The 23,260-nt window shown below is 71.7% G+C and carries 20 protein-coding genes; 8 read left to right on the top strand and 12 right to left on the bottom strand.

Going from position 1 to position 23,260, the window contains the following annotated elements; translation table 11 throughout:
• Positions 1 to 25: 25 nt before the first annotated feature.
• The 3 genes from D7X30_RS23295 to D7X30_RS23285 all read right to left on the bottom strand — a co-directional run bounded on the left by D7X30_RS23295 (position 26) and on the right by D7X30_RS23285 (position 2,568).
• Positions 26 to 655, bottom strand: coding sequence for a 2OG-Fe(II) oxygenase (locus tag D7X30_RS23295; protein ID WP_233591732.1), 630 nt, complete (start codon positions 653 to 655; stop codon positions 26 to 28).
• Positions 656 to 728: 73 nt separating this feature from the next.
• On the bottom strand, positions 729 to 1,667 hold the full coding sequence (locus tag D7X30_RS23290) for a RimK family alpha-L-glutamate ligase (RefSeq protein ID WP_120565136.1): 939 nt from the start codon (positions 1,665 to 1,667) through the stop codon (positions 729 to 731).
• A gap of 28 nt (positions 1,668 to 1,695) precedes the next feature.
• The gene (locus D7X30_RS23285; protein ID WP_233591731.1) at positions 1,696 to 2,568 is read right to left on the bottom strand and encodes a hypothetical protein; all 873 of its coding nucleotides are present in this window, start codon (positions 2,566 to 2,568) and stop codon (positions 1,696 to 1,698) included.
• 158 nt (positions 2,569 to 2,726) lie between these two features.
• Between D7X30_RS23285 and D7X30_RS23280 the strand changes: the two genes are divergently transcribed.
• Complete coding sequence (locus D7X30_RS23280; protein WP_120565135.1) at positions 2,727 to 4,070, top strand: erythromycin esterase family protein; 1,344 nt, start codon at positions 2,727 to 2,729, stop codon at positions 4,068 to 4,070.
• A 16-nt stretch (positions 4,071 to 4,086) separates the two neighbouring features.
• Here the strand turns inward: D7X30_RS23280 and D7X30_RS23275 are convergent, their stop codons facing one another.
• On the bottom strand, positions 4,087 to 4,554 hold the full coding sequence (locus D7X30_RS23275) for a DUF6496 domain-containing protein (RefSeq protein ID WP_120565134.1): 468 nt from the start codon (positions 4,552 to 4,554) through the stop codon (positions 4,087 to 4,089).
• A 90-nt stretch (positions 4,555 to 4,644) separates the two neighbouring features.
• Between D7X30_RS23275 and D7X30_RS23270 the strand changes: the two genes are divergently transcribed.
• On the top strand, positions 4,645 to 6,738 hold the full coding sequence (locus D7X30_RS23270; RefSeq protein WP_120565133.1) for a WD40 repeat domain-containing protein: 2,094 nt from the start codon (positions 4,645 to 4,647) through the stop codon (positions 6,736 to 6,738).
• Here D7X30_RS23270 and D7X30_RS23265 read toward each other — a convergent pair.
• The 6 genes from D7X30_RS23265 to D7X30_RS23240 all read right to left on the bottom strand — a co-directional run bounded on the left by D7X30_RS23265 (position 6,713) and on the right by D7X30_RS23240 (position 14,587).
• Positions 6,713 to 7,828, bottom strand: coding sequence for a hypothetical protein (locus D7X30_RS23265; RefSeq protein WP_120565132.1), 1,116 nt, complete (start codon positions 7,826 to 7,828; stop codon positions 6,713 to 6,715). The genes D7X30_RS23270 and D7X30_RS23265 overlap by 26 nt on opposite strands.
• Positions 7,829 to 7,832: 4 nt before the next feature.
• On the bottom strand, positions 7,833 to 8,321 hold the full coding sequence (locus tag D7X30_RS23260; RefSeq protein ID WP_120565131.1) for a DUF962 domain-containing protein: 489 nt from the start codon (positions 8,319 to 8,321) through the stop codon (positions 7,833 to 7,835).
• Positions 8,322 to 8,663: 342 nt separating this feature from the next.
• Positions 8,664 to 9,293 carry a hypothetical protein gene (locus D7X30_RS23255; protein ID WP_120565130.1) on the bottom strand — a complete coding sequence of 210 codons (630 nt, stop codon included), beginning with the start codon at positions 9,291 to 9,293 and terminating at the stop codon, positions 8,664 to 8,666.
• 18 nt (positions 9,294 to 9,311) lie between these two features.
• Positions 9,312 to 9,890: a hypothetical protein gene (locus D7X30_RS23250; protein ID WP_147443283.1), complete on the bottom strand. Its 579-nt coding sequence runs from the start codon at positions 9,888 to 9,890 to the stop codon at positions 9,312 to 9,314.
• A gap of 63 nt (positions 9,891 to 9,953) precedes the next feature.
• Entirely contained in the window at positions 9,954 to 13,562 is a 3,609-nt protein-coding gene (locus tag D7X30_RS23245) for an annexin (protein WP_120565128.1), read from the bottom strand.
• A gap of 164 nt (positions 13,563 to 13,726) precedes the next feature.
• Positions 13,727 to 14,587, bottom strand: coding sequence for a hypothetical protein (locus tag D7X30_RS23240; RefSeq protein WP_120565127.1), 861 nt, complete (start codon positions 14,585 to 14,587; stop codon positions 13,727 to 13,729).
• Between the two features lie 380 nt (positions 14,588 to 14,967).
• Here D7X30_RS23240 and D7X30_RS23235 point away from each other — a divergent pair, with 380 nt between their 5' ends.
• Together D7X30_RS23235 and D7X30_RS23230 are read left to right on the top strand one after the other, a co-directional pair.
• Positions 14,968 to 15,621: a hypothetical protein gene (locus D7X30_RS23235; RefSeq protein ID WP_233591730.1), complete on the top strand. Its 654-nt coding sequence runs from the start codon at positions 14,968 to 14,970 to the stop codon at positions 15,619 to 15,621.
• 21 nt (positions 15,622 to 15,642) lie between these two features.
• Positions 15,643 to 16,140 carry a hypothetical protein gene (locus D7X30_RS23230; RefSeq protein WP_120565126.1) on the top strand — a complete coding sequence of 166 codons (498 nt, stop codon included), beginning with the start codon at positions 15,643 to 15,645 and terminating at the stop codon, positions 16,138 to 16,140.
• Positions 16,141 to 16,158: 18 nt separating this feature from the next.
• Here the strand turns inward: D7X30_RS23230 and D7X30_RS23225 are convergent, their stop codons facing one another.
• On the bottom strand, positions 16,159 to 17,448 hold the full coding sequence (locus tag D7X30_RS23225) for a universal stress protein (RefSeq protein ID WP_158619337.1): 1,290 nt from the start codon (positions 17,446 to 17,448) through the stop codon (positions 16,159 to 16,161).
• 347 nt (positions 17,449 to 17,795) lie between these two features.
• Here D7X30_RS23225 and D7X30_RS23220 point away from each other — a divergent pair, with 347 nt between their 5' ends.
• A complete protein-coding gene (locus D7X30_RS23220; RefSeq protein ID WP_120565124.1) occupies positions 17,796 to 20,261 on the top strand; it encodes a cation-translocating P-type ATPase in 2,466 nt (821 codons plus the stop codon).
• Positions 20,262 to 20,282: 21 nt separating this feature from the next.
• On the opposite strand, the gene D7X30_RS23215 is transcribed toward D7X30_RS23220, so the two are convergent.
• Entirely contained in the window at positions 20,283 to 21,299 is a 1,017-nt protein-coding gene (locus D7X30_RS23215; protein WP_120565123.1) for a 2-hydroxyacid dehydrogenase, read from the bottom strand.
• A 259-nt stretch (positions 21,300 to 21,558) separates the two neighbouring features.
• On the opposite strand from D7X30_RS23215, the gene D7X30_RS42370 reads away from it, so the two are divergent.
• From D7X30_RS42370 to D7X30_RS23200, 3 genes are read left to right on the top strand one after another with little or no spacing between them, the layout of a single operon-like run.
• Positions 21,559 to 21,897 carry a hypothetical protein gene (locus D7X30_RS42370; RefSeq protein WP_199724511.1) on the top strand — a complete coding sequence of 113 codons (339 nt, stop codon included), beginning with the start codon at positions 21,559 to 21,561 and terminating at the stop codon, positions 21,895 to 21,897.
• Positions 21,894 to 22,940 (top strand): hypothetical protein, encoded by a 1,047-nt coding sequence (locus tag D7X30_RS23205; protein WP_147443282.1) that lies wholly within the window; start codon positions 21,894 to 21,896, stop codon positions 22,938 to 22,940. Before D7X30_RS42370 ends, D7X30_RS23205 begins: the two co-directional genes overlap by 4 nt.
• Before the next feature lie 22 nt (positions 22,941 to 22,962).
• Positions 22,963 to 23,259, top strand: a complete 297-nt coding sequence (locus D7X30_RS23200) for a TraR/DksA C4-type zinc finger protein (RefSeq protein ID WP_120565121.1) — start codon at positions 22,963 to 22,965, stop codon at positions 23,257 to 23,259.
• Position 23,260: the final 1 nt, after the last annotated feature.

Here is a 23,260-nt window from a genome sequence, read left to right as displayed (position 1 = left end):
CGGAGCGTGGGAACTGGCGAGCGCTTTAGCGCTTCGCGAGGATGAAGGCGGTGACGGAATAGCGCTGGTGGCCCCGGGCCTCGGACGTCCATTCCGTCACTCGGTGGGGAGCGCCCCTCGCGCGAAAGATGAACACCGAGTTGAAGAGCGGCGGGACGCGCATCATGTCCGCGTCCACTTCAGGATGCCGGAAGGTGAGGACGCCGCCGAAGCGGTCCTCCCACGGGCGCGTGAAGTTGTAGACGACGGCGAGCCCTTCCTCGTCCGTGTCCCGGTGCTCCGGGAAGGACTCGCCCACCTCCATGCGCGACACCTGCACCTGCCGCGTCTCCAGCGGTTCGGGCCAGCCCACCAGCGCGGCGTGGAAGGCCGCGCCGTCCGCGCTCTGAATCCACGCGCAGAAGTCCGTCAGGGCGGAGGGCTCCTGTTGCTTCAACGGCGCGATGTGCAGCGGATAGGGTCCGTGGTGGTGGCGCACGAAGTGCGCGTCGCGCAGGGCCTGGTGCAGGGCCTCGGCGCGCTCGGGGAGGAGGGCGTCCCGAAGGCAGAGGTGCGGCACCCGTCCGCCTTCGATGAACTCCCGGCGGAGCGTGGCGTGCAGGGCTTCGGATACGGAGGCCAGGCGCGTCCACTCGGTCGCGGACGCCGGGAACACCTCCGGCTTCGGGGCCGGGGCGGGGCCGAAGATGCTGTCGGCGTAGTCCGTGATGAAGAACCCGCTCGGGCGCTCAGGCCTTGGAGACGAGGTAGCTGGCGAGCCGGGTGATGACTTTGCCGTCGCGCGGATCATCGAAGAAGGAGATGGCGGGAGTGGGGTTGAATTCAAGCGCCACGAAGGCGCCGTCAGACGTGCGCCGCAGGTCCACCGCCGTGAAGACCATGCCCAGCGCCTTGGCGCCCTTGAGACACACCGCCCAGGCCTCCTTCGGCAGGCGAGCGGGCTTCACCCGGTGCAGGTTCTGCCTCGCGTCCACCACGCCGTCGGTGGGGATGTGGAAGGCCGACACGGGCTCGCCGTCGAGCACGTAGGCGCGGAACTCGTCGCCCTGGATCTGCTCCTGGAACAGCACCGGGCAGTTGGCGAGCAGTTGGAGCCGCTCTTCGGTGAGGTCCGCCTCCTCCACCTTGCGCACCAGCGCGCCGCCGCTCAGGGGCTTGTAGATGACGGCCCCGTGGCGCGCGACGAACTCGCGCACCGCGTCCGGCGAGGCGGTGGCCAGGGTGCTGGGGACGGGAATGCGGTGGCGGCGCAGCAGGGCCAGCTGTTGCAGCTTCAGGTAGTGCAGCTCCACCGCCTCCAGCGGGTTGACGAACGAGCCGCCGCGCCGGTGGAGCGAACGCAGCACGGAGTGGAGGAACGACTGGCGCTCCCGCTCCGCCAGGTACTGCTCCTGCCAGCGCGGGAAGTTGCGCTCGGACAGGGCCTCGGCCTCGGGGACCGGGAGCGAGAGGCGCACGAGCTTGAGGTAGAACGAGCGCAGGTCGCTGAGACACTCACCGTCCCAGTGCACCTCGCCGTCCTCCCAGCTCAACGCGGCGGAGTCCGGGACCCGGTCCGTTTCCAGGACGATGGCTCGCGCACGACGCCGCTCCACCGCTTCCGCGACGAAGCGGGTGGCGTCATCCGAGCGCGAGCCGATGACCACGACCTTCTTGCGAGACGTCATGGGGTCCCTGACTTCGCCCGTCCGTCGTTCAGACCGGGCTGTCCATCTTGACCTTCACGATGCCGCCATCCAGCGGCTTGAGGTCCGGGGGCTTCGAGCCACGCGTGGGGTCATCCATCATGACCTTCACCACGCCGATGTCCTCCGGAGGCTTGAAGTCCGGCAGCTTCAAGCCTCCGGTCGGATCATCCATCCGGATCTTCACCCGGCCGCCGTCCGGCGGCGTGAAGTCCGGCAACTTCGAGCCACGGGTCGGGTCATCCATCATGACCTTCACCCGTCCGCCATCCGGCGGCGTGAAGTCCGGCAGGTTCAAGCCACCGGTCGGATCGTCCATCCGGACCTTCACCCGTCCGCCATCCGGCGGCGTGAAGTCCGGCAGGTTCAAGCCACCGGTCGGATCATCCATCCGGACCTTCACCCGGCCGCCATCCGGCGGAGTGAAGTCCGGCAGCTTCGAGCCACGGGTCGGGTCATCCATCATGACCTTCACCCGGCCGCCGTCCCGCGGCTTGAAGTCCGGCAGGTTCAAGCCACCGGTCGGATCATCCATCCGGATCTTCACCCGGCCGCCGTCCGGCGGAGTGAAGTCCGACAGCTTCGAGCCGCGGGTGGGGTCGTCCATCATGACCTTCACCATGCCGCTGTCCTTCGGCGGCTTGAGGCCGACGCCGTCGCCCACGAACTGGTCCGCGAGCACACGGGCCTTCGGGGTCAACTTGACCTGCTCGAAGGCGTCGCGCACCTGGGTCTTCTGCTGGGGGCTCAGCTGGCTCGCGTCGGCGCCCTGGAGCGCCTTCTTCAGGGCCGGGGCGCCCACGGCCTTGCCAGCCGTGCTGGCGGTCTTCAGGGCGGTCTGCAGCGACGAGACGAAGCCCGTGGGGGATTTGATCTGGGTCATAAAGATTCCTTTGAAAAGGTTATCGTCATGCCCAGGCAGGAGTTGCTTGATTCTCTGAGGATGAGAGCCCCGGTAGGACAGGGCGCCGCCTGGCCGTCCGCTGCCTTCCTTCGGGTGTGCGCGACCCAACCCTTGAAGACAAGGGGAGGAGACACACCATGGCGCACCGAGACGACGGACTGTTGGTGCGAGCGCTCGCGGAGTCCGTGCGGCCGCTCCAGGGGACGCGGGAGGACTTCGGACCCCTGATGGACCTGGTCGGCGACGCGAGGTGCGTGCTGATTGGCGAAGCGACCCACGGCTCGCACGAGTTCTACCGGCTGCGCGCGCTCCTGACGCGGCGGCTCATCGAGGAGAAGGGCTTCAACGCCGTCGCGGTGGAGGCGGACTGGCCGGACGCGTACCGCATCAACCGCTACGTGCGGGCCATGGGCCACGACGCGGACGCGGTGGAGTCGCTCTCCGACTTCCAGCGCTTCCCCGCATGGATGTGGCGCAACGCGGACGTGCTGGACTTCGCGGGCTGGCTGCGGACCCACAACGACCGCCACTCCGCGCGAGAGAAGGTCGGGTTCTACGGGCTGGACCTCTACAGCCTCCACGCGTCCATGGGCGCGGTGCTGAAGTACCTGGACCGGGCGGATCCGGAGGCCGCGAAGCGCGCCCGGTACCGCTACGCGTGCTTCGAACATTTCGGAGAGGACCCGAAGGACTACGGCCACGCGACATCGCTGGGCCTGTCGCCGGATTGCGAGCGTCAGGTCGTCGACCAGCTCCGCGAGCTGCAACGGGAGCGCGAGGCCCTGCTGCGCCGGGACGGGTTCATCGCGGAGGACGCGCAGTTCGAGGCGGAGCAGAACGCGCGGGTCGTCCAGAACGCGGAGGAGTACTACCGGTCCATGTTCCATGGGCGCAGCTCGTCCTGGAACCTGCGCGACACGCACATGGCGGACACGCTGGATGCGCTGATGGGCTTCCTGAAGCGGCGGCTGGGGGGCGCCCGGATCGTGGTCTGGGCCCACAACTCGCACGTCGGGGACGCGCGCGCGACGGAGATGGGGGAGTCGGGCGAGGTGAACCTGGGACAACTGACGCGCCAGCGGCACCCGCGAGCGACGCGGCTCATCGGCTTCAGCACGTACCGGGGCACCGTCACCGCGGCCTCCAACTGGGGTGGGGCCGCCGAGCGCAAGCAGGTCCGCCACGGACTGGCGGGCAGCTGCGAGTCCCTCTTCCATCAGGTCGGCCTGCCGGGCTTCCTGCTGGACCTCCGTGAGCTGGGAGAGGCCGCCGGAGCACTCCGCGAGCGGCGCCTGCAGCGGGCCATCGGCGTCATTTACCGGCCCGAAACGGAGCGCAGGAGCCACTACTTCCACACGCGGCTGCCGGAGCAGTTCGACGCGATGTTGCACATCGACGAGACGCGCGCGCTCGAACCGCTGGAGCGCACCGCCGGATGGGAGCGCGGTGAAGCGCCGGAGACCTATCCGACGGGCCTGTAGTCGCCAGGCATCGCGGCTACCTCCGGGGCCGGCTGGACGCCTTGCGGGTGGCCGCTGCCTTGCGGGCGGACGTCTTGCGCGCGGTGGTCGTGCGCTGGCGTGAGGCGCTCTTCACCTGGGCGGACAGGGCCTGCTTGGAAGCCGCCTGACGGCCCTCCCGCTTGAGCGCGCCCTGCGTGGCCTTGCTCCGCTTCTTCGACGGTGCCCGGGGCTTGCGCTCCTGCTGCCCCACCTCCAGGTCCTGCTTCGCCGAGCGACGTGTGCGCGCGGAGGACTGCTCCTTCGTGGGTGCCTTCAGCGGTACACCCGCGCGGCGCGCCTTCGACAGGCCAATCGCGATGGCCTGCTTCGAAGAGCGTGCGCCGTGCTCGCCTTCGCGGATGTGCTCCAGTTCCTCGTGCACGAACTCACCCGCCGCGGTGCTGGGGCTCTTGCCCTCGCGCAGGTCCTTCTTCGCTCGTTCAACGGTCGCCTTGTCGGGCATGGCTTCCTCCCATTCGGGTTACGGTCCTGGCCCAAAGGTGCGGACGCTCCGCGCCCAGGCAAGCCGTGCCCCGTGTCCGGAGGGAGCCCCATGCGGTGGTGGTGCCTCATGCTGTTGCTTGCTTCCTGTTCGGCGCACCGCTCCTCCGGTGGCGGCACGCCGGACGATGCGAACGCGCGGGACCTGCGCGCCCGCATCCACGAGGCCCGGGGCGAAGCGGCCACCGAGTCCCGGCAGTGGAGCGTGGCGGCGGCGTCGTTCGCGCTCGCTCGGGCCTCGCGGGATTCGTTCGCCGCGCAGTGGGGACAGGGCCAGGCGGTGGACCGCGCCTCCACGCTGCGCTGGTCGAAGCGCATCCAGGGTTCGGTGCTCGCCCTGGCGTTCACGCCGGATGGCCGCGTGCTGGCGTCCGGGCATTACGACTCCGTCGTCCGGCTCTGGGACGTGGAGCGCGGCGAGCTGCTGGCGGAGCTCAAGGGCCACACGGTCGAGGTCCACGCCGTCGCCTTCTCGCCGGACGGCCGCTGGCTGGCTTCCGCGGGAAGACCCGGCGAGCTCCGGGTCTGGGATTGGCGCCAGGGCAAGCCGCACGCGGTGATTCCCGGTCACACCGATGTCGTGCTCGGGCTGGCCTTCTCTCCCGATGGCAGGCGGCTGGCCTCCGGCGGCCTGGACAAGGCGGTCCGCGTCTGGGACTTCGAGACGGGCGCCGAGCAGCTGCGCTTCGAGCACGACGACAACGTCATCGCCGTCGCCTTCTCGCCGGACGGCAGGCGGCTCCTGTCCACGAGCGCGGACCGGAGCGCGCGACTCTGGGACCTGGAGTCGCGCAAGGAGGTCCACCGCCTCGTGGGACATGAAGAGAAGGTGGTGGCGGGCGCGTTCTCCTCGGACGGGCTGCGCATCATGACGGCGGCGGCCGACCGGGCCGTGCGCTTCTGGGACGCCCGCTCGGGACAGCTCACTGACGTGTTTCGCAACGCTGGCGATGTCTCCGTGGCCGCCATCGACGGCGGGTTCCAGCTCCTGGTCCAGGGCGGATGGGACGGGCGCGTGCAGCTCCTCGAAGGCCATGGGGGCGCGCTGCTGGAGCGGATGGATGCGCATCAAGCCTTCGTGATGAGCGTGGCCTTGTCACCGGACGGGCGCACGTTCGCTTCGGGCGGGATGGACGGCGTCCTCGACGTGTGGCGCCGGCCGGAGGTCCCCGCGCAGGTGCTGCTTCGTGGCCCTGCCGTCTGGGTGGAGGCGCTCGCGTTCTCCCAGGACCGCGAATTGATGACAGGCAGTGAGGACGGCTGGCGGCGGTGGCGCATCGCGGAGGGAAGGGAGCTCCGTCCGGAAGTGGGAGGAACGGAGTCAGCGGTGTCCCTGGCGGTGAGCCCGGACCGCGAGCGCATCGCGGTGGGCACGCTGAAGGGGAGGGTGCTCGTGCTGGATGCGCGTTCGGGGCGCGTGCTGCTGGAGTTGCCAGGGGGGAGCGGCTCCGTGCGCGCGGTGGCCTTCAGCCCGGATGGGTCGCTCGTCGCGGTGGCGGGCGATCCGGACATCCAGCTCTGGTCCGTGTCCGACAGCAGGCCCGTGGGACTGCTCCAGGGACATACCGGCAAGGTCTGGGCCCTGGCCTTCGACAGCACGGGGCGCAGGCTCGCGTCGGGCAGCAAGGACACGACGGTGCGGACCTGGGACGTGGAGCGGCGTCAGCCCCTCTTGCGGCTCGACATGGGCGAGCCCGTGCGCGCCGTGGTCTTCACTCCGTCCGAACCCCACCTGGTGACGGCGGGAATGCGGCAGCCCCTCCGCGTCTGGGACGTGACGGAGGGCCGGCTGTTGAAGACGCTGGGCGAGAAGACCGTGGGCGTGCTCGCCCTGGCCGTGTCGCCGGATGGCCGCTTCCTGGCTTCGTCGGGCATGGAGGCAGGGGTGAAGGTCTGGGGGCTTCCCTCCGGCGAACAGTTGGGGACGCTCACGGGCCAGCAGGGCTTCGTGGCGGCCCTGGCCTTCTCCCCGGACGGCGCGCTCCTCGTCTCCGCGGCCTCCGACCAGACGCTCCAGCTGAACCGGTTCGACTCCATCGCCCATCCGCCCCCGGCGGGAGCGGGCATTGACGACCTCCTGCGCCGCTACGGGCTCGTCTGGGACGAGGCGCGGTTCCGCCTCACACCAGCCGCAGGAAGCGATTGAGGTCGCGGAACAACCAGAGGGGATTGCCGTACCACACGGCCATCTCCAGCACCCCCGCCCAGACGACAAGGCCCAGGCGCACGGCCGTGGGCCAGCGAGGCGCGCGCAGTACGCCCACGCACAGGGGCACCAGCAGCAGCGCGGACGCATGCCACCAGTGGCGCGTGTCGATGACCGCGAGCAACACGCCCAGCCCCACCGACGCGGTCACCAGCCCGTCCGCCCCGCGCCAGGAGAGCGCCAGCACCGCCGCGCTCAAGCCCATCACCAGGGCCACCGTGCCGGGCTCACCCAGGATGGACGGTGTCGCCGCGTCGGTTTGCGCGGCCAGCGGCGCCATCCACAGGAACGTGCGCACGCAGAGGACTCCCGCCGCCGCCACTCCCATCAGCGTGCCCCACGGCCACTGTCGCACCGGCCGCCCATGCACCACGCGCCACAGCGCCACCACGCCCACGGCGACGAGGACGAGCGCCCGGTAGTGCAACAGCGCCGCGAGCGCCAGCCAGCGCAACGCGACCACCGGCCGGTCCTTCGCGAGCGCCGCCAGCGCCAGCACCCCGCAGACGAGCCACGCGCCGTCGTACTGTCCATAGAGCGCCAGCCGCATCAGCACCAGCCAGCAGAGGAACCCCACCGCCCAACGTCCACCCGCGGGAAGCCCATCCAGGAGCCGCAGCGCCGCGTAGAGCGCCACATGCGCGAAGGCCAGCAGGTACAGCAGGCACACCTGCCCGAAGACCTGGGGCGACATGGGCACCCACTCGCCCACGAGCGCCAGGGGCAGGAAGAGCACCAGCGCGCCGGGCGGATAGACGTACGGCACCTCCAGCCACTGGTCGAGGGCCTGGCGGTAGGGGACGCCTTCGCGAAGCTCGCCCAGCGGCGCGGTGTAGAGGGCCTGGAGCCCGCGATGCAGCCCCACCCAGACCACGTACGGATGGCGCACGTGGTCCGTGTAGCCCTCCTTCAGCGTCCCCCGCGACGTCACCCCGGACAGGGGAACCGCGGAGAGCACGAGGAGCGACAGCAGGGTGAGCAGTCCCCACCGCGCGGCGGGATGCCGGACGAGGATGCCGGAGCCTTCCATGACGTCAGGTGCTGGAGGCCGCCACGCGCGCGCGCAGGTCCTGCTTGAGGCCCAGCGAGAAGAGCACCAGGGTGAGCAGGTACACGGGCTCGATGAAGAAGAGCTGCGGGCCGCCCAGGGACAGGCCGTGGGTCTTCTTCTCGAAGACGACGTGCGCGCCCACCACCATCGCGAAGCGGAACACCATCACGCCCACCGCGATGCCCGCGGCCGTCCCCGTGGGGAGCCGCGCCACCGCTTCCGCGGCGAGCAGCGTGGGCACCAGCGGCAGGGCCATGAGCAGGCCGGCGGTCCACTCCAGCGTCATGGCGTACACGGCCACCGCGGCCACCAGCAGGTGCGCGGCGGTCAGAGGCGTGCCGGGCACGCGTACCCAGCACAGCGGCACCAGCAGGGCGAACGTGAAGAGATAGGCCCCCACGAAGTGCACGGCGCGGCTGACGCCGTTCTCATGCAGGGGCATCCAGACGCGCATCTTGTCGGCGAAGCTCATGGACCCCCACCGTAGGCCATCCGCGCTCCGGTTGCCTCCCCTTGGAGAGGGGCTCGGTCGCAGCCCAGTCGGCGTGAAACGTGGACGCGATCAGGCGGAGGCGTTCAGCGCCGCGTTGCGCGCGTCACACGCGGCCTGCGCCAGCCGTGAGCCCACCGCGATGTAGCCGGGATGGTGCACGTAGTCCGGAAGCGCGAGTCGTCCGGCCCCCGCACGATGGCCGCGCCTCCAGGGTCGTCAATCACCTGAGCCCGCAGGTCGAGTCCCCGCAGGCGCGCGTTGCCGACGATGGCGAGCTGCGGGACGTAGTTGCTGCGCGGCAAGGGCATGGCGTCGCGGAGGTCAGCTCCGGGTCGCCTCGAGCACCTTGGCGATGAGGCCCGCGTCCGTCACGCGGTCGTACGTGTAGGGCTGTCCGTAGACCGCCTTGTAGCGGAAGACGGTGAAGGGCCCCTCGTCGTCGCGGGCGTGCTCCAGCACGAGCACCGCGAAGCTCTCATTTCCCACGCCCACCATGTCGATGCAGCGCAGGCGCTCCAGCTTTCCGGCCGGGTCGCGCAGGTTGTAGACCTCGTCGATGCCGAAGCCGACGACGCCTTCGACTTCGGGCTGCTTTGGCAGGTACTCGCGCAGCAGACCCAGCACCTGCTCCAGGTACTGGCGGGCCGCCTCGGGGGTGGCCGGCAGCGTCTCCCGCTTCGCGTCCTCGCGCACCAGCGACACCAGCGTCGAACCGGGAAGCCGCGGGTCGGAGAGGACGGTCTCCAGTCCCTCGATGCCCGTCCACAGCGGGATGCTGTTGAACCCGAGCACGTGCCGGATCTGGTCCTCCACCTCCTCCAGCGTGGAGTTGGGCGCGCAATAGGACTTGAGGAAGGTGCGTGCCTTCTCCAGCGGGGGCGCGTTCGTGAGTGCGTCGATGCGCGCCTTGAACCTCTGGTAGGTGGCGTCTGCCTTGGGGTCGGCGCTCATGGCATGGCGTCCCTGGGGTCAGCTCTGGGTCGCCTTGAGCACCTTCGCGATGACGGCCGCGTCCGTCACGCGCTCGTACTTGAAGGGCTGTCCGTAGACCGCCTCGTAGCGGTAGACGGTGAAGGGGCCCTCGTCGTCGCGGGCGTGCTCCGGCACGAGCACCGCGAAGCTCTCCTTGTCCACGCCCACCACGTCGGTACAGCGCAGCCGCACCAGCTTGTTGGCCGGATCGCGCAGGTTGTAGACCTCGTCGAGGCCGAAGCTGACGACGCCCTCGCCTTCGGGCCGATCGGGCAGGTAGTTGCGCAGCATCGCCACCACCTGGCCCAGGTAGTTCCGGGCGGCGTCCGGCGTGGCGGGCAGTTGCTGGCGCTTCGCGTCCTCACGCGCCAGCGCGACGAGCGCCGCGCCCGGCATCTTCTTGTCGGCGAGGACGGCCTCCAGCCCTTCGAGCCCCGTCCATATCGGGATGCCGTTGAAGCCCAGCGCGTGCCGGACATGGTCCTCCACGTCCTCCAGCGTCGAGTTGTTCGCGCAGTAGGCCCGGAGGAACGTGCGCGCCTTCTCCAGCGGGGGCGCGTTCTTGAGGGCTTCCATGCTCGCCTTGAGCTCTTTGAATTCAGGGCTGTCTTTGATGTCAGCGGTCATCGGGAGTGTGCCTCAGGGACCAGGGAACGCGGTCAATACCACCACCTGGGGTGGCACGCCGTCGACCATGCGCAGCTTGAGCGTGAACGTGGTCGCGTCCGTGGGGATCGCCGTGTTGGCATTCGTCACGGGATTCTTCCCCTGGACGAACCCCTTGCCCACCGTCGTGCCCGCCGGGGCGGGGATGTCCACCTTGTCGAAGTAGCCACGCCGCGCGAGCTCCTCCTGGATGGTGGACCAGTTGTCCTTGATGTACTGGTTGATGGTCTCGTTCATCTGCGCGTCGCTGTCCCACTTGAACGAGCGGGTCTCCACACTGCCGCTGCCCCCCCAGCCGTCGCCGGTGGTGACGCGGCTCTCGATGGTGCGCGTTCCCGGGGGCGCGTCCGAGATGGAGTGGGGCACGCTGGCGCCGTGCCGGTCGAGTGTATGCGCGTTGTGCGCGGTGCCGTGGGCCAGGTCGTTGGCCGCCACGTCGACCGTGGGACCGTTGGGGAAGACTTCGGTCAGCTGTTGCTTGCGCACGAGGACCCGGCGCATGACCTCATCCTCGGCCATCTGCGCGCGCAGGCGGGCGTACTGCTGCGCTTCCGTGACTTTGACGCCCGCCGAATCCGTCCGGGTGTAGGGGGCCGGCTTGGCGTCGTGGTTGAGCTGCTCCTGGGTACGGGTCTTCGGGTCGTAGGTGCGCTTGACGTAGTCGCTGTAGCCCTGGTTCACCCGATTCCTGTACTCGACCTTTGTCTCGGTCGGAGCTTTGGAGGTGGTGATGGCGGCGTATTCCTCCGGCGACATCGGCGACAGCGGTGGAGGCGACTTCGGGGCAACCCTGTTCACGGAGGTGCCCACGCCCGCCCAGTCCGGCGTCGTGGTGGCCGGCGTGCCGTGCATGGCCACGGAGCCCACGCCCGGCGCCAGCGAGTCCAGCCGCTTGGCGTGGAATTCAATCTGGAACTCCACGTTGGCGATGTCTCGCTGGAGCGCCGCGCGCTCGGCGACGGTGGCAGCGGTGGGCTTGCCGCTCATGCCCGCGATGCTGTCGTCGATGCGCTTCTGCGCCGCCTCCAGGCCACCCAGGATGTTCTTGAGCTTCTGCACCTCCAGCTTGGACTCGAAGCCCTGCGTGCCGTAGCCCGGCGTGCTCGTGAGGGCCTGCTGGACGCGGTCCTTGAGCTGGCGGATCTGCCCGGTGGGCCCCTCGTACTTCTGGAGCAGGCGCGCCGTCTCCTGGTGCGCGGCGATGTCCGCGGGCGTGGCGTGCGGCCCCGCCTCGATGCGCACCTGGCCGTTGTCGTAGCGCACCTTCGTGGTGTTGCCCGGCAGGTCCGGGTTGTGAATCACCGGGATTTCGCGCGGCTTGAGCAGCTCCGCGCCCTTCGCCATGCCGCCGCTGACGACACCGCCCGTCACCGCGCCCACGGTGCCGTCCGTCACCGCGCGGGTGGCCACGCGGCCCACGCCCGTGAGCGCGCCGTCCTTCCACGTCTCGGACTGGGTGGCCGCGTCCATGGCGCCACCGGCCGCGCCGCCGTAGGCACCTTCCTTGATGCCCTGCTTGATGGCGGTGCGCACGGTGCCCTCCGCGGTCTCCCGCACGGTCGTGCGGACCGCGGCCTCCGTGGCCTGGGTGGCCGCCACGCGCGTGCCACCCGAGGCGAGAGAAGCGCCCTTGCCCACGGGAATCACCGCCGTGCCGCCCTCCACGGCGCCGATGAGCGCCTGGCGGCTCAGGTCCTGCGCCCCGGCGGCGTCGCCCTGGATGGCGGCGTACGTCACCGCGCGCGTGGTGGCGCCCAGCGCCGCGTACCCGGCGACGGCCAGGGGCGTGGCCGCGCCGCCCGTCGCGATGACGGCCGCGGTGGTCGCGGCGACCACGGCCACGGTGGCCGTGGTCTCCGCCAGCGAGTCCTTGGCGGACTGGAGCGCCTTCACGTCCTCCGTGGCGTAGCCCGTCAGCGTATTCGCGCGCTGGGTGTCACCCGTCGCGATGGCCTGGTCGGCGCGGCCCAGGTTGCGGTTGAGGATGTCGTTGTCCGACTCGCCCTTGGTGAGGTGCTGGATGCCGTCCAGCAGGTTCACGCCGAAGCCGGACTCGTTCGACTGGACCTCGCGCAGCCGCCGCACGCGCTCCTGCGCGGCGTTGGGGTCGTTGGGGTCGATGGCGCCCAGGTCGTAGTCCTGCTTGAGCAGCTCCAGCTCGTCGCGGCCGTCCAGCTCGCCGTCCAGCTCCGCGCGCAGGTCCTTGCCGTACTTCTGCTGGTAGGCGGCGGCGATGGAGTCCAGCTCCGCCTTGGACTTGCCGCCCAGCTCGGAGCGGATGGCGTCCTCATCCGTGCCCATGCCGTCCATGGCCAGGAACAGCCGCTCCGCGGAGGCCTCCGCCTGCCCCTTCGCGTCGTCCGCGGCGGGCGGGTTGAGCATGCGCAGCGTGACGTCCCGGTCGCCGCCGTCCCACGTGCGCACCTGGGCGTCCAGCGACTGGCCCGTCTGCTTCTGGTACTCGGCCTTGATGGCGTTGATCTGATCCGGCGTCTTGCCCTGGAGGATGTCGCGCACGCCGCTCTCGTCCGCGCCGAAGAAGCCGCCCAGGGCCTCGCGCAGCCGGGCCGCGTCCGCCTGGGCCGGGTTGTCCTGCATCAGGCCTACGGCGCGGTCGTACTCCTCGGTGGACAGCTCGTCCTTGAGCTTCGCCTTCAGGCCCTCGTCCTGGGCGAGGATGGCGCGCTGCTCCGGCGTGGCCCGCTCCAGGCGCTCGAAGATGCGGCCCTCGTCGGTGCCCCAGCCGGCCATGTCCTCTTCCAGGCCGGCCTTGAGCGCCTGGGTCTCCAGCGCGGTGGCCTCCGCGGGCGTGGACGCCTGACCCGCGTTGAGCATGCTCCGGGCGCGCTCCAGCTGCGCGCCGTCCATCTCCCGGCCCATGCGGGCCAGCAGGACGTCCTCGGGCTTCTGGCCCGCCGGGGTGCCGCCGTTCATGTCCGCGTACTGCTGCGCGATGGCGTGGCGCTCCGCGGGCGAGCGCTTCTCCAGGATCTTCAGCATGTCCTCGTTGGAGCCGAAGAGGCCGTCCATCTCGGACTGGAGGTTGACCGCGTCGCTCTTCGCGCCGTTGCCCTGGAGCAGGCCTTCCGCGCGCCGCAGGTCGGAGCCACCCAGCTCGTCCCGGATCTTCTCATCCAGGTTCTTGCCGTAGTGGTCCTGGTAGCTCTGGCGGATCATCGCGATCTGCTCGGGCGTCTTGCCCTCGAGCGTCGAGAAGATCTTGTCCTCGTCGGTGCCCCACCCGGTCATGCCGCCGTCCATGGCCTCGCGCAGGGCGCTGGCGTCCTTGTCCGCCTGGGCCTGCGTGTACGAAGGCGCGGCCGGGGCGGGAGCCTGCGGGGCGGGCGCGGGCGGTGCCGGCGGGCCGACGACGGTGTTGCGCGTCGTCGCGACGTTCGCGGGCGGGGTGGGCGTCCCCAGCGACGGGCCGGTCCGGGCCTGGGGGCTCTCGAAGCTGGAGCGGTCGCGCGGCGCGGGCCTGGGGGCGGGAGGCGGCGGTGGCGGAGGAGGGGGCTTTGGGGCCGGCGGCTGCTGCGGGAGCGTGCGCGGAAGGCCGTTGTTACGAGGTCCGTCGATCGCCATCGTATGTCTCCGAAGACTGCTCTGCCCTCGGTGGGTCCAATACTGGCGCCCTGGAACCGCGGCGTCCCCCGCCACCGGGTGCAATCCTTTTCCCTATTATCGCATCAACCCGCGACGGGTTGCCTGTGGACCCGGACGGACCGGAATTATAGGTAGGCATTGGCCTACACTGTGCGGGTGGCGCGCAGACGGGGCGGGGTGAAGGACAGCTCACGGACCTGGAGCCGGGAGGTGGTGAAGCCGTCGAAGCGCTTGGGGGCGTCCGGCGTGCCGGCGCGGACGGCGACGTGGGACTCCACGTCCATCTCCAGGCGGACGGGCCACAGCCGGTCCAGGGAGAGCAGGCAGCCGCCGTGGCCCTTCGCCTCGGTGTGCATGGAGGCTTCGCCTTTGACTCCCGGAGGCGGGCGGAGCGAGGCGGGGACGGGCTGGGGCGTGCGCGGCGTCTCCATCTGGAGGCGCAGGCCCACGGACTGGCCCTCCAGGCTGCGCAGCTCCACGCGTGTGTTCGCGCCGGTGAGGGCGCCGCTTCCCGCGCCCTTCTCCTCCCAGCGGGCCCCGACGCCCACGGGTTCGGCGGGCAGGAAGGTGCCCAGGTCCTTGAGCAGTCCGGCCATCTGCTGCATCTGGCCTCGCACGGGCGCGGCGAGGTCCGCGGGCAACTTCCACTCGAAGCCGCTGGAGCGGCCGTTGGGGGCCACCTGGCCTTCGCCCTTCAGGCCGGGCAGGGGAGCCAGCTGCGCGCGGGCCGCCTCCACGGTGCGCACGGGCGTGCGCGCGGCGACGAGCAGGTCCACCTCCTCCAGCGTGAAGCGGTAGCGCGCGCTGCCATCCGGGAGCACGCGCAAGACCTCCACGGCCATCACCATTTGCACCCCCGGCATCGCGGGGCCGGGCTTGCTGCGGCCCGCGTCGCGAAGCGTGGTGGTGGTCTCCGACCGCATGCCGATGCGCTGCACCCCGCCGAACAGGGGGCGCAGCAGGAGGGGCTTCTGGGGGGCCTGACCGCGATGCAGGACGTGCATGGACCGCGACTCTAGCCCCGCCGCGCCGCTTGTGAATCCGGGCGCGGTCCGGGGCCGCGGCGGTGGACGCTGGGCACGGGGAGGGGACCGCCGGTGTCTGCGATTGCGCCCGGGCCACTGTGCCCGTCGTGAAACACCGGGACTGTGTTGCCTTTGGATAGAGGAGATTCCAGGCAAGGTCAGACAGTCCTGTCTCAGCCCGCGAGGGTGTTTTTTCCCAGGCCGCGAGAACGTACGCCCGAGGGGTAAAACACGTCGCGGAGACGGAATTGATTGTTTATAGACGTGCCGCCCAGGCCCGTCTGGAGGCAGCACTGAAGCACTCGCACCATAAGATCCTTCCAACTCACTCGGTGTATTGGTTCCTGGCGGGCCTGGCTTTGCTCTACGTTGAGGCGGCGGCGCTCCTGGATCCCCTGGGCGTGCCCCTGCTTCCGCACCAGATGGTCCAGGACGTGCTCCGGAGCGGGTTCGGCTTCTACCTGCTCCTCTTGGGCATCCCCTGCTGCATCTGGGTCCTGGGCTGGCGGGCCCGCGACGTCTTCGCGTGGCTGATGGCGCCGCCCACCCTGACGGTGGATGACGAAGGCCTGCGCGCGGCCGGCATGCGGATCCGCTGGCGGGACGTGCGGGAGATCAGCGAACAGCACGCGAACGACCGCCTCATCCTGCGCCACACGGGCGGAACGCTGCGGCTGCGGCTGGACCTGTGGAGCGACCCGGATGTCCTGCACGAGGCGGTGCTGGAGCAGGTCGTGTCGCGCCTGTTGGAGCGCGTGAACCACCAGGTCTCCGCGGGGAAGCCGGTGCGCTTCGGGCCGCTCGTCCTGGGCGAGGCGGGGCTCATCCACCGGGGAAAGCTCTGGCGCTGGGACGACATCGAGAGCATCCGCCTCCAGGACGAGGTGGACCAGGGCTACGCGTCCCGCGACCTGGTCATCGTCGCCCAGGGCAGGACCCGGAAGTTCGACGAAGCGAAGGTCATCAACGCGCCAGTCCTGCTGGCCTATCTGTCAGGCCGGCTGGCCGGCTGACGCACCCACGGACATCCCGACATGGAAATCTACCGCTCCCCCCAGTCCAAGAAGCAGGCGGAAAAGCCGCGCGCCATCTACTACTCGAAGGGCAAGCTCATCGCGGGCGTGGTCATCTGGATTGTGGCCACGGGCCTCTTCGGCGTGCTCACCGTGCGGGCGCTCCCGGTGAGCAACATCTGGATCGCCGTCGCGTTGATCACCCTGGCCTCGGCCTGGATGCTCTTCAACTGCGTGCGGGGGCTGGGGAAGCTGGACAGACCCGTGCTGCTCATCGGCCGGGACGGCATCCGCTTCCCGGATGGCGTGCTCATCGCCTGGGGGGACATGGCGGAGAACGTCTACCTCGACCAGTCCTACATGGGCCTGCCGGTCATCAAGATGGTGCAGATCAAGACCACGCTGGCGAAGCCCCGCGTCAAGAAGATGCGGGTCTCCGCGCTCGCCATGGACAGCGACGAGTACATGGCGCTCTGCGACAGCTACAGCCAGGGCGGCGGGGTTCCCGCCGCGCGCTGACGGAAGCCCGTACGCGCTTCAGCGCAGTGGGGGGCGCAGCACGAGCACGGGCCGGCGGCTCAGGCCGAGCACCTTGCGCGCCACCGACCCGAGCAGGGCTTCCCTCACGCCTCCGTGGCCGCGCGAGCCCAGGCAGAGCAGCTCCGCGTCCATCCGCTCCGCGGCCTGCACGAGCGCGAGCGCCACGTCCTCGCCGTGGAGGACCTCCAGCCGCGTGGTGACCTCCCGGGCCTCCAGTCCCCTCGGCACGCGCTCCAGCAGGCGCTGCTTCAGGTCGCGGTGGAGCTCCGCGCCGGCGCGCTCGGGAATCACCGTCACCAGGTGCACCTCCGCGCCCGCGGGCGCCAGCGCGAAGGCGAAGGGGATGGTCTCGTCCGCGAGCGGCGACAGGTCCGTGGCCACCAGCAGCCGCCGCACCTGGGGCAGCGGCACCTCGCCCCGGGAGGCCGCGGGGCTCACCGGCACCACGGCCGCCGACATGGGCGCGAGCCGCAGGGCGTGGTGCGCCACCGAGGCCAGGTTGCCCAGGGCGTTGTGCGGGTGCGTGCCCACCACGAGCAGGTCCACCTCCTGCTCCCGGGCCAGGTCCACCAGGTGGTCCGCGGCGCGGCCCACCGCCATGCGCAGGTGCACGCGCGGCGCGACGCCCTGGCCCGTTTCCGCCAGCGCCGCCACCTCGCGGTGGAGCACCGCCTCGATGCGGGGCGCCACCTCATCCAGGTTCATGGGGGTGGGCAGTCCCAGGCGCCGGCACTGCTCGAAGGCGTAATAGACATGCCCCGCCAGCAGCTCGAGGGGGCCATCCGCGCCCAGCTCCTCCAGCCAGCGCCGGGCGGCCTCGCTGCCCCGTGAGCGGTCCACCCCGAACATCACCCGCAGGGGCCGCGCACCCGTGAGCCAGGCCTCGAAGGGGGCGGCGTCACGCACCCGCAGGAGCGGCACGGCGCAGTTGCTCGCGATGCGCTCCAGGCTGACGCCCGAACCCAGGGCGGCGGGTTCCTCGCGGGGCGTGCCCACCACCAGCAGCCGCGCCTCTTTCGCGTCGCAGAAGACGGCCAGGGCCCGCGAGGAGCCGCTCTCCAGCAGGGAGGACTCCACCCGCGCCCCCAGCGGCTCCAGCCGCCGGGTCTCCTCGCGCAGCAGCGCCCGCAGGCCTTCGCGCACGGGCTCGGCCGCGACCCGGAGCTGATCCGGGTGGACCTGGTGGACGAGCCAGAGCGGCAGACCCCGGCGGGCGGCGATTCGCGCGGCCACCTCCGCGGCCTGACGGGAACCTTCGGAGAGGTCGGTTGCGCAGAGGATGGCCATGGCTGGGCTCCGGACGGGGGGAAGGCGCCGCACCGGGGCGTTCCGGTGGGTGGACTCGCGCTGGGAGCGCGCCCCGCTGTGGCTTCCAGGCCTCTTCAGGATGCGTGCCGTCCCCGCCCCACCTGCGTCCCCGGCCCGGCCCGCGCAAGGGTTGCGGCGCCTGGAGGCACGGGCGCAAAAGCTGCGCGTCCCGGGGGCCCCGGCCCGCGTCCACCTTCGCGGCATGGGCTTCGCAACCCGGCGGGGCATCCCCTGGCGCAGGAGCGACCCGAGATGAGCCTCCCTGGTTGGCTGGACCCCGAGCGTGGCCACCGCGTGGCGCGCCGTGGCGAGCGGGCGGTGTCGCGATGAGCGCGGCGAATACCGGGGCGGCGGTGGCGGTGGCGCCGGAGCCGCGCTGGGGCCTGACCCAGCGGGAGGCCGAGGCGCGCCTGGTCCGGCACGGGCCCAACACCCTCACGCGCGAGCAGCCCCGCTCCGCGTGGCTCTTCCTGGGCCGCCAGTTCCGCTCCGGCATGGTGTGGCTGCTGCTGGGCGCGTGCGGCGTGGCGGCGCTCCTGGGCGAGGGCGCGGACGCGGTGGCCATCGCCACCATCGTGGTGCTCAACGCGCTGGTGGGCTTCCTCCAGGAGTACCGCGCGGACCGCGCCGTGCTGGCGCTGCGCGCGCTCACCGCTCCCAGCGCGCGGGTGCTGCGCGGTGGCGTGAGCGCCGTGATTCCGGCGTCCCAGGTGGTGCCGGGGGACGCGCTGGTGCTGGAGGCGGGGGACGTGGTGGCGGCGGACGCGCGGCTGCTGTCGGCGCATGCGCTGCTCACGCTGGAGGCGGCGCTCACCGGGGAGAGCACGCCGGTGGACAAGCAGGTGGGCGCGCTGCCGGACTCCACCCCGCTGGCGGAGCGCAAGGACCGCGTCTTCATGGGGACCTCCGTGGCGGCGGGCACGGCGGTGGCGGAGGTGACGGGCACCGGCATGGACACGGAGCTGGGCCGCATCGCGCACCTGGTGCGCACGGCGCAGGAGCCCCAGACGCCGCTGCAACAGCGCCTGGAGGGCGTCACCCGCATGCTGCTGGTGCTGTGCGTGGCCGTGGGCGCGCTGGTGGCGGGCCTGGGGCTGGCGCGAGGGCAGGCGGGGGTGGAGCTGTTGCTCGCGGCGGTGGCGCTCGCGGTCGCGGCGGTGCCGGAGGGCCTGCCCACGGTGGTGACGCTCGCGCTCGCCGTGGGTGTGCAGCGCATGGTGAAGGGGCACGTGCTCGTGCGGCGGATGCAGGCGGTGGAGGCGCTGGGGGCCGCCACGGTCATCTGCACGGACAAGACGGGCACGCTCACCCAGGGAATCATGGAGGTGCGCGAGCTGTGGCCCCCGGAGTCCGCGCAGCGCGTGCTGGAGGTGGCGGCGGCGTGCTGCGACGCGGAGCTGGGGCAGGGGCAGGGGCCCGGCGCGGGGGACCCCACGGAGCTGGCGCTGCTCGCGGCGGCGCGGGCCAGGGGCGTGGAGCGTTCCGACGTGGAGCGCGAGCGCCCCCGGGTGTCGGAGCAGCCCTTTGATTCGGACCGGCGGCGCATGAGCGTCTTGCGTTCGGACGGCGTGCTCTCCGTGAAGGGCGCGCTGGAGGCGCTCCTCCCGCTGTGCCGGCAGGTGCCTCCGGGCGTGGCGGAGGCCCTGGCCTCGCTGGCGGGGCGCGCCCTGCGCGTGCTGGCCGTGGCGGAGGGGCGGGGCCCTGACGAGCGGGACCTCACGCTGGTGGGGCTGGTGGGGCTCGCGGATCCGCCCCGGCCCGAAGCGGTGGAGGCCGTGCGCGCGGCGCGCGAGGCCGGGGTGCGCACGGTGATGATCACCGGCGACCACCCCGCCACGGCCCTGGCCATCGCGAAGGAGCTGGGCCTCTTGCGCGAGGGTGAAGCGCCCGAGGGCATCGTGCACGCGCGGGCGACCGCGGAGCAGAAGCTCCACATCGTGCGCGGGTGGAAGGCGCGCGGAGAGGTCGTCGCCATGACGGGAGATGGCGTGAACGACGCGCCCGCGCTGCGCGAGGCGCACATCGGCATCGCCATGGGCCGCACCGGCGCGGAGGTCACCCGCGAGGCGTCCGACCTCATCCTCACGGACGACAACTTCGCGAGCATCGTTGCGGCCGTGCGCGAGGGGCGCGGCATCTACGAGAACATCCGCAAGACGCTCGTCTACCTGCTGGCGGGCAACGCCGGCGAGCTGGTGCTGATGCTCGGCGCGTCGCTGCTGGGGCTGCCCCTGCCGCTCCTGCCCCTGCACCTGCTCTGGGTGAACCTCGTCACCGACGGACTGCCGGCCCTGGCGCTGGTCATGGACCCCGCCCCTCCGGACGTCATGCGGCGGCCGCCGCGGCGGCCGGAGGAGCCCATGCTGGGCCGGCGGGAGTGGACGGCGGTGCTGGCCACGGGCCTGCTGGACGCAGCTGTCTCGCTGGGCACCTTCCTCTGGAGCCTCCAGCACCTGCCGGTGGAGGAGGCGCGCACCCTGACCTTCACCGTGCTGGTGTGCTGCCAGGTGCTGCGGTCCTTCGCCGCGCGCAGCGTGGGGTTGCTCCACTGGGAGGTGGGCGCCTTCGACAACCGGCCGCTGCTCGCGGTGGCGGCCCTCACCCTGGCGCTGCAGGTCGCCCTTCCGGAGGTGCCCGCGCTCGCCGCGTTCTTCTCGCTGGTGCCGCTGGATGCCACGCACCTCGCGCTCGCCCTGGGGCTGGGGTTCATCCCGGTGAGCGTGCTGGAGCTGCGCAAGCTGCTGCTGCGCGGGATGGCGCGGGCCCGTGCGCGCGCCCCCCTTGGCGGTTGACGCGGCGGCCGGGCCGGGCCTTCAGCGCGGGAGCACCTGCTCCGCCCGGACCTCCGTCGCCTCCAGGGGCTCGCCCCGCTCGAAGCGGCGGATGCTTTCGAGCGTGGTGCGGGCGATGGCGCCCAGGGCTTCCCGGGTGAGGAAGCCCTGGTGCGCGGTGATGAGCACGTTGGGGAAGGTGAGCAGCCGCGCGAGCACGTCGTCCTGGAGCACCTGTCCGGAGAGGTCCTGGAAGAAGACGCCTTCCTCCTCCTCGTACACGTCCAGCCCGGCGGCCCCCAGGTGGCCTGACTTGAGCGCCGCCAGCAGGGCCTGGCTGTCGATGAGCGCCCCTCGGCCGGTGTTGATGAGCATCGCTCCGGGCTTCATCCGCGCGAGCGCCGCCGCGTCGATGAGGTGGCGCGTGCCGGGCGTGAGGGGCAGGTGCAGCGAGAGGATGTCCGCCCGGGCCAGGGCCTCCGGGAGCGCCACGGGCTCCAGGTGCAGCCGCCGCGCGTCCTCTTCCTTCAGCTGGGGATCCACCGCGAGCAGCCGGCAGCCGAAGCCGTGGAAGATGCGGGCGGTGGCGCGGCCGATGCGCCCCAGCCCCACCAGGGCCACCGTCTTGCCGTGCAGGTCGAACCCCACCAGCCCGTCCAGCGAGAAGTTCCACTCGCGCACCCGTGCGTAGGCGCGGTGCACCTTGCGGTTGAGCGCGAGCACGAGCGCCGCGGTGTGCTCGGCCACGGCCTCGGGTGAGTACTCGGGGACGCGCACGACGGTCATCCCCAGCCGGGCGGCCTCCGCCAGGTCCACGTGGTTGAAGCCCGCCGAGCGCAGCGCCACCAGCCGCGTGCCCCCTTGCGCCAGCGCCTGGAGGCAGGGGCCGTCCAGCCGGTCATTCACGAAGGAGCACACCCCGGGGAAGCCCGCCGCCAGTCCCACCGTCTGCGGCGTCAGGCGGGGCTCGAACCAGGTGAGCTCATGGCCGAACGCGGCGTTGGCCTCCTCGAAGGCGGTGCGGTCGAAGCGGTGGGTGTCGAAGAAGGCGATGCGCATGGGCGTGTCCCCTGGTGGCGCGCGAAGGCGGCCGTGAACTCCTCGCCAGACTCTGCATCCGCCATGCGCGGCGGGGACACCGGCCCGGGGGGCGGGGTGGGCGCAAGCGTTGCGCGGTGCACGGGGGCTTTCGTGCAACTCCTGCGGGGGGCGCCACTCATGGCCCGGGACAAGACTGGCATGCATCCTGTAGAGCAATGGGGGTGGGCCGCGCGCAGTGGGGGGCCCGGGACGCGATACGGGAGACGGAGGACGCTCGATGAATGCCACGCGTGAAGAGGCAGGCCAGAGGTTGCGCCAGCGGTGGCGGGCCTTGCTGGAGCTGAGGCGCAAGCACCGGGACCTGCTGCGTGAAGTCACCGGCGCCGGGGCCCCCGAGTGGGTGGACCGCGCGATGGCCCTGGAGGAGACGCGGCTGCTCGACGCGCTCGACGCTCGCGAGGCGCGAGCCCTGGAGGCGCTGGAGCGCGCGATGGAACACCTTCCGGCGGACGGCCTGCCCCGGTGCGAGGGCTGCGGCACCGTCATCGAGCCCGAGCGGCTCCAGGTCCTGCCCGCGGCCCGGTGCTGCCCCTGGTGCGCGGCGAGCGGACGATGAGTCCGTCTCCCAAGGCCCCGGTCGCCATCGGGTGGTTCGCGCTGGGGTACTTCGCCTGCTACCTGCCCTATAGCGCGCTGACGAAGGCGCTGAGCCTGGGCGCCCTGCCGGGGATGACCGCGGGGCTGCCGGGCTTCGTGCTGCTGCCCTCCACGGCGCTGGCCACGCTCGCGGGGATGTTCGCGTACCTGACGTGGAGCGGCGCCTTCCAGTACGCGGGGCGCCGGCGCTTCGGGCCGGTGAGCCTGCCCTGGCCGGGGCGCTGGACCTTCCTGTCGGGCCTGTGCACCACGGGCATCATCGCCACCACCACGCTGGCGTACACCTTCGACGGCACCTCCATCGTCTTCATGATGCTGCTGATGCGCGGCGGCGTGCTGGTGCTCGCGCCGCTGGTGGACGCGGTGAGCGGCCGGAGCGTCGCGTGGCCTTCCCGTGTGGCGCTGGGGGTGAGCCTTGCCGCGCTGCTCGTCGCGACGGGGCCGGGCGCGGATCCGCGCCTCTCCCTGGTGGCGGGGCTGGACTGGGCGGTGTACGTCTTCAGCTACTTCGTGCGGCTGCGCTTCATGAGCCGGCTGGCGAAGAACCACGTGCCCGGCGCGCGCGAGCGCTACTTCGTGGAGGAGCAGATGGTGGCCGCGCCCGCGCTCGTCGTCCTGCTCGCGCTGTGGGCCTTCGCGGGCGTGGGGGGCGCGGCGGCGCAGCTGCGCGAGGGCTTCACCGGGATGTTCACGCGGCCCACGCTGGCCGCGGAGCTGGCCGTGGGGCTCTTCTCCCAGGGCAGCGGCATCTTCGGGGGGCTGGTGCTGCTGGATGCGCGGGAGAACACCTTCACCGTGCCCATCAACCGCGCCTCCAGTGTGTTCGCGGGCGTGGGCGCGACGGCCGTGCTCTCGGCGTGGCTGGGGCTCCCCGGCGTGAGCGCCCGGGAGCTGGCGGGCGCCGCGCTGGTGACGGTGGCCGTCGCGGTGCTCGCGGCGCCGGGCGTGCTCGCGGCGCGGCGCAAGCGCTCCGCCTCCCTGTCACTTCCCCCGGCCTCCTGAAGCCCGCGCGGACGAGGACCTCATGCCCGGTGACTCCATCACGACCCTGGCGCTGCGGATGCTCCTGTCCCGCCGGAACGCGCTGCGTGCCTCGCGCGCGGGCGAGGCGGTGGCTGTCCGGCCGCCCATGCGGGGAGCGTGCCTCCCGCCGCGCGAGCTGGAGGAGGTGGAGGCGGCGCTCGAGCGCATCGAGCAGGGCCGCTTCGGCTGCTGCGAGCGGTGTGGGGGCGCCATTGGCCGGCAGCGGCTGCTCGCCGTCCCGGAGGCGCGCTGCTGCCTGACGTGCGCGGACGCGCGGGCCCGGGACGCGAACGCATGAA

It is taken from the genome of Corallococcus sp. AB011P (genome assembly GCF_003611605.1).
GTDB classification, from domain to species: domain Bacteria; phylum Myxococcota; class Myxococcia; order Myxococcales; family Myxococcaceae; genus Corallococcus; species Corallococcus coralloides.
The sequence above is the reverse complement of the archived record's forward strand: the minus strand, read 5'-3'. Positions and strand labels throughout refer to the sequence as shown.